Consider the following 14657-nt stretch of genomic DNA (forward strand, 5'->3'; position numbering starts at 1 on the left):
ATCTCTATTTAAACTGCATACTACATTAGACCTCATACTAGGAAAAATTATCCTTTTATGAGGTTTTTTCATTTTTTATTGGCAAAATCAAAAAAGATGCCATTAACCATTGAGGAGGTGTTTTAGATGAATAGAGAACAACTAAAACTCAATGTAGAAGAATTACAGAAAAAAGGCTATGTCTATAAAAGGATAGCAAAAGAATTATCAATCACAGTTAGTTCAGCAAGATATATCTGTTCAAAGCATAATGAATCAAAATTAGATCAAGAGGTTTGTAAACATTGTGGTTCAAAAATCAAATCAATTAAAGCCAAAAAGAAAATGATAAAATTTTAATAGTTGAAGACGAAGCAGAAATAGTTAGACGCATTTATAGAATGTTTTTAGTTGAAGGAAAAACTGCAACCGGCATAGCCACTTACTTAAAAAAACTTCATGTTAAAACACCTTCTGGCAAAAACACTAATTGGACCAAAAACACAATAACATCAATTCTAAGTAATGAAAAGTATAAAGGTGATGCACTACTTCAAAAGACTTTATAGATGATTTCTTAGAAAAATCAGTAGTTAAAAATACGGGCCAAATTCTTCAATATTATGTTGAGAATAGTCATCCAGCAATCATTGATAAAAACACTTGGGAACTTGTACAGTTGGAACTAAAAAGAAGGAGTGTACTTGGACCTAAATATTCTGGTAGTAACTTATTCTCTTCAAAACTTGTATGCGAAGACTGCGGTGGTTTTTATGGAAAGAAAAAATGGCACTCAGGAAGTATGCACGAGAAGATTGTTTATCAATGCAACAACAAGTTTGATAAAGGAAAAGACAAATGCCAAACTCCACACTTGAGTGAGGAAACAGTAAAGACTAAGTTCATTGAAGCGTATAATTTAACGATGGGAGATAAAAGAAGAATTATTGACGATTCAAAAGAAGTTATTGGCTTACTAACCGACACTATCAAAATTGATGATGAGATTGTAAAAATTAATGAAGAGATTACAATTGTTTCAGAGCTTGTTAGTAAACTGGTTAAGGAAAACTCAAAGACAGATATTCAATTCGGGGAGTACAACAAAAGATACGAAGAGTTATCAGAACGTTATGAAAAATTAAGACTTAGACATGAAGAACTATTAAAACAAAAGAATAGCAAACAAGCAAAAGCCATAAAGCTTAGAGCATTCATTTCAAGCCTTGAAAACTCTGATCACCAGATAAAATATTGGAATGAAATGATATGGATGTTAATAGTTGAAAGCGCAACAGTTCATAGAGATTCAAGTGTTACATTTAAGTTTCACAATGGGTTGGAGATTAAATAGGTAGCAATAGAAAATAAATATTTATAATGATTTAAGTGCCTGAATATGTTAAACTATAACTATAAAAATCCGGTTTTTATCAATAGTTATTTTTGAAACATTTCAGGCTATTTAATTTTAAATAAGGAGGGTTAAATTGAAAAAAATATATACTATAATTTTAATCGTTATCAGTGGATTTTTTTTAAGTAGTTGTCAATCTAACCTTGATTTTGACTTTATAATTCCTGACAAAGAAGACTATTCCATAAATGAGATCATCTTCGATGATTTTACTCAATCAACAATTATCGACTTTGATAATATAACTGAGGAATCGTTGCTTTCTGCACAGCAAGCAAATATTTATATATCCAACATTTCATATAATGATAAATGGTTTTTTTCAAAGAAGGACAATTACACTGGAAGTGGAGTTATTTTTTTTGAAACAGAGTCATTCTATTATGCACTAACTAACGCGCACGTTGTTGATAAACATCAAGACTTTGAGAATCATATTATTGAAGTATATGACTATTTTAATAATAAATATAACGCCTTTGTTTATGAAGGAAGCTTTAACTATGACTTGGATTTAGCGGTTTTGGTTTTTTATAAAAACGAAGTAGAACTGACTGTTTTGAATATTGTGTATGGTGAGATTGGGGTTGGTGACAATATCATAGCAATCGGAAACCCACTCGGTGAAAAGAATGTTATTTCTGTTGGTAAAGTTATAAGATATAACAAAACAAGAGTTGAGGATAGATACGGAAATATTAAAACTAATGAATTTAACTCGATAATTCATAGTAGTAAGACAAATGCTGGATCAAGCGGAGGGATGATTTTGAATTTCGATTTAAAAATAGTTGGAATAAACTATGGAGGGAATCGCAGCGAAGAAAACCCTGAGGGGTTTGCGGTTTCATCCAAATTAGTAATTGATTTTTTATTAAGAATAATCTAGTAAAATAAGCTAAAAATATAGACATCATTAGCGTAGTTACTATGTAATGTGCTAGAATATATCTAAATGAGAACGGTAAGTAAACAAGATTTAAAAATGAATTAAATGAGAGGGCTTTTATAATGATTAATGATATTAATAGGTTTATACAATTAGCAGACACTAATAATTTAAAAACAAAAGAAATAGAGACTCAAATTACAAATAATAATAGAGATATTATTGGCAATTTTCATGTAACTGTATCTTTTGGAGTTACAAATGTCGCTAACATACCGTGGTTTTCTATTAGCAGATTTACTGACTATAAAGAAGATGCTCCGGTTTTTTTGTATTACAAAAAGCAAAACAAATTAGTTCTATCATTTGGTGTTAAAGAGGAAAAAAATAATAAGGATAGTTTGAAATATAATTTTAAATGGAATGATTTAATAAGAGAAAATTATCAAACTGTTCAAGAATATTTTGGTGAAAGAGTAGATAGATATGGTGACAGTTATGTGTATAAAACCTTTGATGTTGCAAATTCAGTAGTAGCTAATGGAGAATCTATTAGCACTGATTTAACAGAAATGTTAATGACATATAAAAAACAATTACCTTGTGGTTCACTAATTAATTATATAAAGGCTAATTATACAAGTTATCTTAATAAATTTTTAGGAGTAATGGATAAAGAAAGAGTGGATTTTCTTAATGCATTCCCGTTAAACAATTTGTTGAATATAACCTTAGATGATTATAGTAAAAACGGGAATAAAGATTCATTCACAAATTATATTGAAAATAAAACTTCTAACATATGTTCGGGAAATTTAGGTATAAATCCAAACAAATTATTTTATCCTAAGAATAATGGGTATGAAGTTTTAAGTACAGTAAGTAGTGCATATGAAACGTTCGGATCTGTTAATTTAAAGTTTGATGAATTCAAGAGAGAATTACACTATTTTATAACGAACTTTAATATTAATAATTATCAAACACTAAATGTATTGAAATTTAGAGCAAATATTATAAAGTTCAATGTACTTAGACTATATAGAAATGATGTAGCTTTATATGGTTTGCCATCACAAAGAGAATTGTCTAAGATATTAGTGAAGATAGGGCTGAACATAAATAGCGATGATAGTATTGCAAAAAGCATCATTCTTACTAACTATTTAATTAGTCAAGACCCACAAATTGTAAATTTGAATACGGATATTGTAAATAGATTAATTTGGGATTACAAAGTTGATTGTATAGATTCTAATGTTAATCAAGAAGATTCAAGCGAAGACTCTAATGAGGAGGAGAAAATTTCAATGAATAAGAACTTTGATAAGAACTTAATATTATATGGTCCTCCAGGGACAGGTAAAACATATAACACTAAGATATATGCTGTTGCTATTTGCGATGATCTTGATTTAGATGAAGTAAAAAATCGAAACTATGACGATGTTTTGAAAAGATATGATGAGTTAGTGTTAGAAAACAGAGTTAAATTTACAACGTTCCATCAATCCTATGGTTATGAAGACTTTATTGAAGGTTTATATCCTGAAATTAAAAATGGCTCTGACCAAATTACTTATCGAGTTAAAGCAGGAGTTTTTAAAGCTTTTTGTGCGAATGAATCCTTTGATAGTCTTTGGGATTCCTTTGTCTTAGATGTTAAGAATGGAAAAGTTAAATGGGGAGATATTCTCCCTAACGCTGACGAACACAAAAAAGATACAGTTTTAAGCGTAAATGGCAACGGAAATATTGATCTTCCTTATGCAAACGGGGTTCCATTTACAAGAGAAAATGCAAAAAAAATCTATTTAGGTCAAGAAGTTGATAACACGCAAAAAGATTATTTTGAAAAAGTATTTAATTATTTCAAGAAAAATTATATGAATAAACAAAATAAGGGCAATAAAAAAGTGTTTATTATTGACGAAATTAACCGAGGCAATATTTCTAAAATATTTGGAGAATTAATCACCTTAATTGAAGATACAAAACGTAAAGGTGAAAAAGAAGAAATGAGTATTACATTACCATACTCTAAAAAACCATTTACAGTTCCAAATAATGTTCACATTCTAGGTACAATGAACACTGCTGACAGATCGATTGCTTTAATGGATACAGCATTAAGAAGAAGATTTGCATTTGAAGAGATGATGCCAGAACCAGAACTTATTAAAGCAGAAGTTGATGGATTGAAAATATCTGAGATGTTGACAGCAATTAACAAAAGAATTGAAGTTTTATATGATAGAGAACATACTATTGGACATGCATTTTTTATGGACAAAAAGTTGGAACTAGGTGATCTAGCTCACATATTTAAAAATAAAATAATTCCTTTATTACAAGAGTACTTCTATGAGGACTATGAAAAAATCCAATGGGTGCTTGGTGATAATGAAAAAACTGATGAATCATTTAAATTTATCAAACAAATAAAAAATGAAGCAAATATTTTCAAAGGTAAAAATGGTGCTGATATGAATGCTCTTCCAGAGTATAGATATGAGATAAATAAAAAGGCATTTGACAAAATAGAAAGTTACAAACAAATAAAATAATAGATAGGTGGTGAACTCAGTGAAAAAGCCTCTGATTGTTAGAGAATATGATGAAATTATTAACTTAGATAATAAAAAAGATGGAATGATAGTTAAAACTTTGCCATCTGATACTTTTGATAATTTAAAGCTTTTCATAGAAGAGTTTAACACCGAAATGCATGAAGCTGATGCTCTTGATTTTATGCGAGTTGGATATAAGCGAAACTATGGTGATGTTATTACCATAAGAAATTATGTCGGTTTGATTCAAATGAATGATGGAACTCAAATAGAAGTATTACCCAAGCTTTCTTTTGAAGGTGAATATGAGACTATTGCTAAGCAAGTCTTTATTAAGATGCTCAGAAGTCTTAAAGAGTTTTCAGGTAAGGTTTTTAATTCTGCAAGCTTAAATGTTGATCGTATGAATCTTTATGAGATTTTTATTAGCATGTACATTCAAGAAGTGAGACATTTGGTTAAGACAGGTATCAAGTCTTTTTATGAAACTAAGGAAGATAATCTGAAGGTTTATAAAGGAAAATTAAAAGTAAAAGAGCAACAACGATATAACAATGTCCATAAAGAGAGATTTTTTGTTGCTTATGACGAATATACGACTAATAGACCAGAGAATAGACTAATTAAAAGTACACTGTTAAAGCTGCAAAAATTGTCGAATTATATAGAAAATGTCAAAGAAATACAAAACCTGTTAAATAGTTTTGAACTAATAGAACCATCTACCAACTTTGATAGTGATTTTTCTAAGGTTACAATTAATAGAGGTAATAAAGAATACGAAACAATTATGATATGGTCAAAGGTGTTTTTATATAACAGAAGTTTTACTACTTTTTCTGGAAGTACTACAGCAAGAGCTTTATTATTCCCAATGGAGAAGATATTTGAATCGTATGTTGCTTCAGAGTTAAAAAAACACTTGCGTGATAAAGACTGGAGTATATCAACACAAGACAAAGGCTTTTATTTATTCGATGAACCATCCAAGTTTTCACTTAGACCTGATATAGTTATAACTAAAGAAAATGACGAAACAATCATACTGGATACGAAGTGGAAAATACTAATAGATGATGAACGTAAGAACTATGGTGTTTCACAAGCAGATATGTATCAAATGTATGCATACGCTAAGAAGTATGAATCAAAAAAAGTATTCGTTATTTATCCTTTGAACCCAGAAATGAGTAAATACGCTATAGATGGAATCGAATTTAGAAGTGAAGGGATTTCTGTTCAGTTACTATTCATTGATTTGTTAAATGTTGATGATAGTCTTAAATACATTACGGACAAAATGATATGATTTTCTGGAATTCAAAAAAAATTATATTTAATTATTGCTATATGTTATTCTCTTCACATAATCAAAGAAAAGGATGTGAAGATTAAATGAATAATGAAAAAATAATTGATATAGGTACTCAAATAGTTTCAAAGATTCTGGACTTCCCAATACCCGAATTATATATAATAGAACAATCAAAATTGCCAAACAAAGAAATTACAGGTATTTATTCATTTGGTGAAAACGAGATTATATTTAATGAGGAGTGGGTTAATAGAAGTCAATGGATAGAGGTTATTATTACTGTGTTCCATGAAATGCGTCATGCCTACCAGGGTTATTGCATTAGAACGAAAACTAGAGAATCAGCTGAAACTATAAAAGCATGGGAATCTGAAATTAACTGTTATATTATGCCTTCAGGAAAGAATAATGGAATAGATGATCAAAGCTACTTAACACAAGAAATAGAAATTGATGCGATCGCATTTGCTCATTGGATCGTCAAGAAAGAATTTGATCTAAAAACAGTAATACCGGATTTAATTAAAAAGAAAGTCAATGAAAAGATTAAGACATTTGAAATTATAGGAATAACTCAAATAAATCTGTAAATAAAGTGGCACTTGCCAGAGGGAGTTACAAATGAGTAGCATCAATTCATTTTTTGATATTAAATTAGTTTTAAGAAAAGTTGGGATGGATATATGATTAATTGGCAAACGATATCAGAAAGAATAATGGATTTCATAGATTTAAATGAAGATAATAGACCAAGTTATCATAAGATCGATTCTTATAGTGTCAAATTTCTAGGAATTGATAAGACAATGTTTAGAAGTTCTAAAGACGGTGATAGTATGGATCAGTTGTGGTTAAATGAAACCGAAGATGGTAAAATTATTCTCTATAAACTGTTTCATGAGTGTTGGCATGCATATCAAAAAAGTAAGGGTTATGAAATGGGATACTCGGATGAAGATAGACTAAAATATGTAGGAAAACAACACATGATGATGCTTTATAAATATCCTTTTGAGGCTGAAGCAACAGGATATGCAGCAGCTTTCGTCTATACCGTCTATAAATTTTCTGATCTATTAAATAAAAAGTGTTTTGACAAGAAAATTGAAGATTCTTATACAAATATTGAGCTCTTTCCAGAAAAAGAGTTTGATACTAAGAATGATTATTTAATAATTAATGAACAAATTGAGACAAATTATGAAAAGGGAAAATCTTATATAAAGAATCAGTTTAACACTTCATTGAGTAATGAAATGGAAAGTGTAATTGATGATTGTAAAGTAAACGATGAATTTAAAAAGCATCTTGTAAGTAAAAAGGGATTTATTATTTTTGAAATCATTTCCGAATTGTCAAAATAGGTCTTCGTAAAGGCATAGTATCGAAGTGGTAGCAACAGAAGTGCTCAAAGAGTTTTATCTACTTCCAGAAAGTTATGGAAAGGCGGTTGAAAAATGAAAGAAAAAGACATTAAAGAAATAGAAGATATTTTAGGCTATACTTTTACAAATAAAAATTTATTAATTCAAGCCTTTACTCGAAGTTCTGAAAGAGAAAAAAATAACAATCGCGATTCTGAGATATTAGAGTTCATCGGAGATACTGTAATTAATTATGTAATTATTCAAATGTTTAATAATAATTTGTTTAATGCAGATAATTACGGATTGAATTCTCAATATTCTGAGGGTGAGTTGACAGAATTAAAAAGCTTAATAGTAGAAAATAAAAATTTAGCCGCAAAAATAGACGATTTTGGTCTTGATCGTTTTTTAAGATCCGACAACTCAAAACAAATACCTTCATCTTTCAAAAGTGACTTATTAGAAAGCATTGTGGGGGCTATCGCAATCGATTCTCATTATGAAGAAAAGGAAATATATGAAATAGTAGATTATTTGTTAATGCCTCGTGCTTATATAGGGTCCTTAAAATTTAATTATTATTTAAAATTGAAACAATGGTGTAAAATTAGATGTACTTCATCAAATAAATTAAAAGAAAATGTAGAAGAAATTAAGAATGATAACAACATACAGTATAAGACAACTTTGCGATTTGGTAACTATGAAGTAAGTGCTATAGATAATAGTAAAATAGATTCATTGTTTGAAGCTTCCATACTTGCCATGAAAAAAATTACAGATAATAAAGATGAAATAACCATTAAAGATTTTTTAGTAGGCTTAGATCAAAATAACGGTTGGAGCTATCTTCAAAAAATCCAAAAATTAGGCTATTGTTCCAACCTTTCAAAAGAATATAAGAAGAATGAAGATGGAACTTGGAAAGCGACATATATGGTTGACGGTATGCGAACATTGTACACTGATACCAATAAAAAAAATGCTGGAAATATATGTGCACTAATCTGCATCAACTCTTTAATTGAACCACGTTTCCAAATGGACGATAGTATCTTGGAGCTTTTAAGAAAATTAAATTATAAAGAAACGGCTTGAGCCACTTGTTAAGCCGAAAATTAGGGGTGCGTAAATTTTAATAGGGGTGCGCAAATTTTAGTAGGGGTGCGTAATTGTATTAAAATAGGTCACCCAACACAGTCGAGTAATGGGGACTTGAACCCTATAAATCACTCTTTTGATGAAGGAATCAAACATTGTAATTGTACCTGGTGATCTAGTGGAAAAACCAGTAAATATGTTACTTTGGTATTATAGACAGTTTTTGAGTATGTAAAGGTAAACATATTTTTGCCGATTTTGATGTTACTTTGATACACACAAGGTTGATTTTGCAAGCAATTCGGTCGCATCAACGCACGTTGAAAGTATTGTATTACTTGAATTAAAAATGTCTATGTAAAGCTATCAAATAAACTATAAAAACTATTTATCTATAAGATTTAGGCTGGAAATTCATATTTCCAACCTTTTTTTATTAAGTCTATTTTTCTAATGTATTGTGAGAGCGTTTTGCGTGATTAGAATATTTTTAATAGGTTATGGAATAATAAATTTGAATTTGATTTTAATATGATGGATTGGATCAGTAAATGTACCCTCTGCAACTGGTCTTTGTGTGAAGGACTTATCAATATTTGTGATATGGAAAGTGAGCATAACAAATCAAATTATATTATTTCATAACTTATATTGGATTATATGATACAGTAGGGATATAATATCGAGATGTTTTTCCAGGCATTAAGTATGAATTAACATATATTTGTAGAAAGGGAGATGATGTAAGATGTATAGTTAACAAATGTCTTGACATAGTAACAGTTTTTAATATGTTCTATAGTTATAAACGTGATAAGTATCTAAAAGATAAGATAAATATACAAAATATGCAACAAAAATAGAATAGGAGTTTTGAGGAAATATGAAAAAACTATTTTTATCAAGGTTTATAATAGGGGGAGTCTTGATTTTATGTTTAGGATTATTAGCTGGATGTGAAAACAGTATGTATAAGGAAGTTGATTTTGGTGGAACATTCTCAAGTCCGGGAATTAACATTGAACCCTTACTAATTAAGGAATACGATGAATTAGTTTCCTTATTTAATGAGTATGAGATTGAGTGGGAAAATGGATTGGCAATATGGGAGCGATATGATAAAGGTTATTTTAAGAATAAGGCACTAATAATTTATGTCTTTGGGGTTTCTGGCGATGTAGAACCCCTTATAACAATTGATGGAGTGCAAGTTGATGATAATATTATTAAAGTTTTACTTGTTCAGCACGGAACAACAACTGGACTTGCATATTTCCAAAAAAACCTTGTCATAGAAGTAACCAAAAGTTTTATTGGTAAGACAACTAGTGTAGAAGTTGATATCAAAGTTAAATAAGAAACATATTAAAGAGGATTTGTCTATGAGAAATGGTAATAAAGCCACAAATAAGATTAAGATATACATTGTGAGATTTTATTATCAGGGTCAAGTATCAGAGGTTTTCATATGGTATTTAGAGTAATCACAAACAGACTAAGTATATAGAAAATATCGTTCTTCTCGAGTTAAAATAACATAGTAAATTACAAAGTGTATAAATAAACAGCCATATCGCATAGTAATATGGCTGTTTTTCTATATCGATAGGTGAAATATAATTTAGAGAAAATTATAGATAATCATATCTAATTATTTCAATACAAACTTAAACTAAAATTCTGCTTTTGTAAGCTTATACTCCCTAATGAATTCACCGTATCGTATTTTAAAAGAGATTTCAATCATTCAAATAAACTTTTTAGTTTTTGGTGCGAAGGTTATTAGTCTATAAAAACAAAAACTTCTTAATTGATACATCTTTTTCTATTATAAATATGTATTGAATTGCTAAAAGAACACATAAATTTTGAATATATGTTCATTTAAGATATAATGGTCTATGATCAATCATTTATGCGTGATGACAATATAAAAAAGAGGTTTTACAATGAAAAAAATGTTTGTTTTTGATTATGATGGGACTTACTACAGGAATAATGAAGAACTTCAAAACAACATAAAACTTATGAATAGTGCACGAAAAAAGGGGCATTTACTTGTTATTGCAACAGGAAGAAGTTATGTAAGTTTTATGAAAGAAGTAGAGAAATTTAATATTGACTATGACTATCTAATCTTATCTAGTGGTGCATTAATAATAGATAAAAATGAGCATATCATAGGTTCATATATGATGGATTTAAATCTAGTAAAAGGTGTTAACAAATTACTAGAACCGTATCATGCGAGTTTACAATCTCAAATGTATATAGATGAGTTCATGAATAGTGAAATATTATCTCAACTTAATCAAGTCATTAAAATGACCTATACCTTTAATAAAGGTGATATCTGTTATGAGATTCAACAATCAGTTAATACATACACCCATGAAGAATTTAAAACATATGTCGTTGCTGGTACATCTTATGATTATGTAGAAATTATTTCATCTAAGACAAATAAGGCTGTAGCTATACTAGATTTACTAAAACATATTCAAGAAGACTACACAATAGTTGCTGCAGGTGATAGTGAAAATGATGTTGAGATGCTTATTGAATTTGATGGTTATTTAATGAACAATCATGATCCTAGACTGGATACCTACCGATTAAGAATTGTTGATTCTATAGAATCCATTGTAAAAAAAGAAATTTAATCCCAACTTAAAACAACTCCAATTATGATAAATCTTAGCGATTTATGCATCATTGGGGTTGTTTTTGAAGTCAAATAGCATAATATTTTATAAAGTTTTGGTAATATAAAATAAGTCTATAAAATAGAAATGGAATTATCAATGAAGAAAACACCCAAAGAAGTGAGATTAAGGCATCAAGTCTTAACAAGACTCATTGTACCCTTTGTTAGAATATATATAGTGATCAAATACAAGTTATCCTTTAAAAAATATAAGGCTTTAAATAAAAAGGGTCCTTTTATTGTTTTAGCCAATCATACAGTTAATATTGACCCTATGATCATGGGGATGCAATTCCCATTTCATCTATACTACATTGCTACTGAGCAAGTATTTAATTTAGGCTTCTTATCAAAAGTTATTAAGTTTATTGTAAATCCGATTAAAAAATCTAAATCCGTTTCAGATATGGAAACAATTAGAAAAACCAAAAGAATTGTTCAACAAGGTGGTTCAATAGGTATTTTTCCTGAAGGGAATACCAGTTATAGTGGCCAAACGGTACAGATTATGCCTGCCACAGTTAAACTGATTAAAATGCTTAAAATTCCCGTTATTATTATGAATATTAAGGGTATGTACTTAAGTTACCCAAGATGGGCAATTTATAAGAAAAAAGGTAAAACAGAGACATTTATTAAGAAAATTATACTGCCTGAAACATATCTTGAAATGTCAGATGAAGATTTATTTTATGAGATCGAAGAGCATCTATATGTTGATGCCTATGCTGATCAAGAAACTTCAGGTCATCTTTATAAAGGGAAACATATCGCGCATGGTCTTGAAAAATTAATCTTTATGGATTTAGTAAGTAACAAGCCTTTTGTTACATACTCAAAAGGCGATAAACTGAAATCACATGATAGTGATTTTGAATTAACGTATTTACCTACTGGTAAAGTAATAGATAAGGATAATCAGTTACATACCTTAGTTGAAATGGAAAGATTAGTTAAAATAGCCTATTTTAATTACTATAAGGAAACTAAAGAATCTTTATTACTTGAAGAAGAAGTTCAATTAGTAAAGTCATTTGCTACACATAAAGAAAAACTAGGAAAATACACATTAAAACTCTTTAAAGAAAAACTATCTCTTATAAGTAGTGATCATACCTTAGATTTCTCATTTGATGAAGTCATTAATATTGTGATGCAAGGTAAGTATCAAGTGATTATTTATTTACCTAATGAGACTTACATGATGAGATTAGATGATTATTCTAGTATCTATAAATACGTATTAACCTATCAGTATTATAAATATATTAAAGATGGAGGAATATCAATCGATGACAAGCATTTTAACTTCGGCATTTGATACATGGTCATTTATATTATGGTTTGCAATTTTATCACTCGTGATGATGTTTGGAAACGTTATAAGAAGAAAGGTCAAGTTTTTTAGAAATCTTTTATTTCCTACTGCAATTATTGCAGGGTTTTTAGGTTTAGGTGTTAAATACTTATGGTACTATTTACCAGATATTGTAAACTTTTTTTCAACAACATATACATCAGATTTTTTAGTATCAGCAAAATCTAATGTCATTGATTTTAATAATTATCTTCAAGTAATTACCTACCATGCACTCGCATTAGGGTTCATTGCTATGGGGTTAAAGACTGTTAAAGATAGTAAGACTAGAAAATATAAAGGAAAACCTATAAAAACTGGACTTCTCATAGTTAATACATATTTACTTCAAGGTATTATTGGTTTAGTATTTACGATCATTTTAGGTTATGTGTTTACAACCGTAGCACCTTATAGTGGTCTATTATTACCGATGGGGTTTGGACAAGGGCCGGGACAAGCTAATAATATCGGTGGTATTTTTGAGGCAAATGGTTTTGTTGGTGGCCAAGCATTTGGTCTTGCTATATCAACTATCGGCTTTATTTGTGCATCTACTGTAGGTATTTTCTATATTAACCGAAGAGCCAAAGAGGGTATAATTAAACGCGCAAGTCAAGAAGCTAGTCAGACACTTGAAAGCACGGTGGTTGAAGGTTCTGAAGAAATTCCAGTAAGCGAAGCAATCGATAAAATGAGTATCCAAATCATTTTTATATTTGTTGTCTATGCTATGGCTTGGGTCTTTATGAGTCTTTTAACAAAACTGATTGGTAATACATCAAGTTTTCAACAAAGTATGGTAAGTTTGGTTTGGGGTTTTAATTTCATTTTTGCTATGTTATTTGCTATTGTATTTAAATTAGGTTTAAAATATATTACTAAAAAAGGCTGGATGAAGAGAAAGTACACGAATGAATACATGTTAAACCGTTTATCTGGTGTATTATTTGATTTTATGGTTGTAGCGTCCCTGATGTCCATTAATATTGAAGCATTAGTGGATACCGGCTTACTCTTAACGCTATTTATTATCACTACAGTTGGTGTGTTTGCAACATATTATTACTTAAGTTATACAACTAAGAAAATTTATCCTGATTACACGATACAAGCGTTTGCTACACTCTTTGGTAACCTAACTGGTACTGCACCTAATGGTATTGCACTCTTAAGAGAAATAGATCCTAATTTTGAAACACCTGCAGCAGATGATTTGGTTACAGGATCATCAGCGGCTGTTATGTTTGGTGCACCATTATTAATTATTACAGGTATTATTTATATGCCAGAGTGGTATTATTTATGGATATCTTTTATAGCACTAGTAATTTTCTTTGTTGTATTCAATTATTTTATGCTTAAAGAAAAGAAAAAATAACCTTTGAATGAAGTAAAACACTATAACTTGCTCAGCTTTAAGTTATAGTGTTTTTTTTTGATTATAAAATATTTCACTTAATTGTTTGACTTTTAGTAAATTGGACTATAATGATAGTATACACTATAAACTAATGGTAGGTAAAAGCATATGAAAGAAACCAAAGAAGTATTCTTAAAACAGTTACAAACAATTTCGAAACTAGACATGATGAAGCATTTAACGCCGTTTTTATATGGTGAAGACGCTATGTTGTTAAAACTTTATGTAAATGAAGCGACAACGCCTAAACTCATGGCAGAGACATTGGGGATTACTAAAGGTAGAGTCACTGCACTCATGAACAGTCTAAGAAAAAAAGACTATATCTCAGTAATTGTAAACAAAGAAGATGCAAGATCCTATAACTTAGAGTTAACGCCAAAAGGGTCATCATATATTGAAGGTCGATTTAATTTTATTAGTAATTATTTTGATACCTTGCTAGATTATATCGGTTTAGAAGAATCGAAAGCTTTGATTATGTTATTAGAAGTTGTAATTGATAAAGTTAAAACATTCGAGGTGAAATAAT

Annotated in this window: 14 protein-coding genes; all 14 read left to right on the top strand. The window is 29.4% G+C overall.

The features are described 5' to 3' along the window. Positions 1-126 precede the first annotated feature (126 nt). Entirely contained in the window at positions 127-339 is a 213-nt protein-coding gene (locus ACL_RS03145) for a hypothetical protein (RefSeq protein WP_012242578.1), read from the top strand. Beyond that, positions 339-548, top strand: a complete 210-nt coding sequence (locus tag ACL_RS07405) for a recombinase family protein (RefSeq protein WP_269460508.1) — start codon at positions 339-341, stop codon at positions 546-548. Before ACL_RS03145 ends, ACL_RS07405 begins: the two co-directional genes overlap by 1 nt. Before the next feature lie 110 nt (positions 549-658). After that, positions 659-1333, top strand: a complete 675-nt coding sequence (locus tag ACL_RS07230) for a recombinase zinc ribbon domain-containing protein (protein ID WP_049751946.1) — start codon at positions 659-661, stop codon at positions 1331-1333. Positions 1334-1469: 136 nt separating this feature from the next. Next, a complete protein-coding gene (locus ACL_RS03155; RefSeq protein ID WP_012242579.1) occupies positions 1470-2285 on the top strand; it encodes a S1 family peptidase in 816 nt (271 codons plus the stop codon). Between the two features lie 122 nt (positions 2286-2407). Further along, positions 2408-4852, top strand: coding sequence for an McrB family protein (locus tag ACL_RS07520; RefSeq protein WP_012242580.1), 2445 nt, complete (start codon positions 2408-2410; stop codon positions 4850-4852). A gap of 19 nt (positions 4853-4871) precedes the next feature. Further along, complete coding sequence (locus ACL_RS03165; protein ID WP_041633933.1) at positions 4872-6164, top strand: McrC family protein; 1293 nt, start codon at positions 4872-4874, stop codon at positions 6162-6164. A gap of 86 nt (positions 6165-6250) precedes the next feature. Beyond that, entirely contained in the window at positions 6251-6760 is a 510-nt protein-coding gene (locus ACL_RS03170) for a hypothetical protein (protein WP_012242582.1), read from the top strand. A 93-nt stretch (positions 6761-6853) separates the two neighbouring features. After that, positions 6854-7534: a hypothetical protein gene (locus ACL_RS03175; RefSeq protein WP_012242583.1), complete on the top strand. Its 681-nt coding sequence runs from the start codon at positions 6854-6856 to the stop codon at positions 7532-7534. Between the two features lie 93 nt (positions 7535-7627). Continuing rightward, positions 7628-8635, top strand: coding sequence for a ribonuclease III domain-containing protein (locus ACL_RS03180; protein WP_012242584.1), 1008 nt, complete (start codon positions 7628-7630; stop codon positions 8633-8635). An 886-nt stretch (positions 8636-9521) separates the two neighbouring features. Beyond that, positions 9522-9995, top strand: a complete 474-nt coding sequence (locus ACL_RS03185; protein WP_012242585.1) for a hypothetical protein — start codon at positions 9522-9524, stop codon at positions 9993-9995. A 592-nt stretch (positions 9996-10587) separates the two neighbouring features. Further along, positions 10588-11301 (top strand): HAD family hydrolase, encoded by a 714-nt coding sequence (locus ACL_RS03190; RefSeq protein ID WP_012242586.1) that lies wholly within the window; start codon positions 10588-10590, stop codon positions 11299-11301. 141 nt (positions 11302-11442) lie between these two features. After that, the gene (locus ACL_RS03195; protein ID WP_041633937.1) at positions 11443-12666 is read left to right on the top strand and encodes a lysophospholipid acyltransferase family protein; all 1224 of its coding nucleotides are present in this window, start codon (positions 11443-11445) and stop codon (positions 12664-12666) included. Further along, on the top strand, positions 12638-14083 hold the full coding sequence (locus tag ACL_RS03200; RefSeq protein ID WP_012242588.1) for a sodium/glutamate symporter family protein: 1446 nt from the start codon (positions 12638-12640) through the stop codon (positions 14081-14083). Before ACL_RS03195 ends, ACL_RS03200 begins: the two co-directional genes overlap by 29 nt. Positions 14084-14233: 150 nt before the next feature. Further along, a complete protein-coding gene (locus tag ACL_RS03205; protein WP_012242589.1) occupies positions 14234-14656 on the top strand; it encodes a MarR family winged helix-turn-helix transcriptional regulator in 423 nt (140 codons plus the stop codon). The last annotated feature ends 1 nt before the right edge of the window (position 14657 follow it).

Source organism: Acholeplasma laidlawii PG-8A, assembly GCF_000018785.1.
Classification (GTDB): domain Bacteria; phylum Bacillota_I; class Bacilli_A; order Acholeplasmatales; family Acholeplasmataceae; genus Acholeplasma; species Acholeplasma laidlawii.

Coding starts and splice junctions, on each gene's coding strand:
- ACL_RS03145 (WP_012242578.1), top strand. CDS start 127: ATGAATAGAGAACAACTAAAACTCAATGTAGAAGAATTACAGAAAAAA.
- ACL_RS07520 (WP_012242580.1), top strand. CDS start 2,408: ATGATTAATGATATTAATAGGTTTATACAATTAGCAGACACTAATAAT.
- ACL_RS03170 (WP_012242582.1), top strand. CDS start 6,251: ATGAATAATGAAAAAATAATTGATATAGGTACTCAAATAGTTTCAAAG.
- ACL_RS03175 (WP_012242583.1), top strand. CDS start 6,854: ATGATTAATTGGCAAACGATATCAGAAAGAATAATGGATTTCATAGAT.
- ACL_RS03180 (WP_012242584.1), top strand. CDS start 7,628: ATGAAAGAAAAAGACATTAAAGAAATAGAAGATATTTTAGGCTATACT.
- ACL_RS03185 (WP_012242585.1), top strand. CDS start 9,522: ATGAAAAAACTATTTTTATCAAGGTTTATAATAGGGGGAGTCTTGATT.
- ACL_RS03190 (WP_012242586.1), top strand. CDS start 10,588: ATGAAAAAAATGTTTGTTTTTGATTATGATGGGACTTACTACAGGAAT.
- ACL_RS03195 (WP_041633937.1), top strand. CDS start 11,443: ATGAAGAAAACACCCAAAGAAGTGAGATTAAGGCATCAAGTCTTAACA.
- ACL_RS03200 (WP_012242588.1), top strand. CDS start 12,638: ATGACAAGCATTTTAACTTCGGCATTTGATACATGGTCATTTATATTA.
- ACL_RS03205 (WP_012242589.1), top strand. CDS start 14,234: ATGAAAGAAACCAAAGAAGTATTCTTAAAACAGTTACAAACAATTTCG.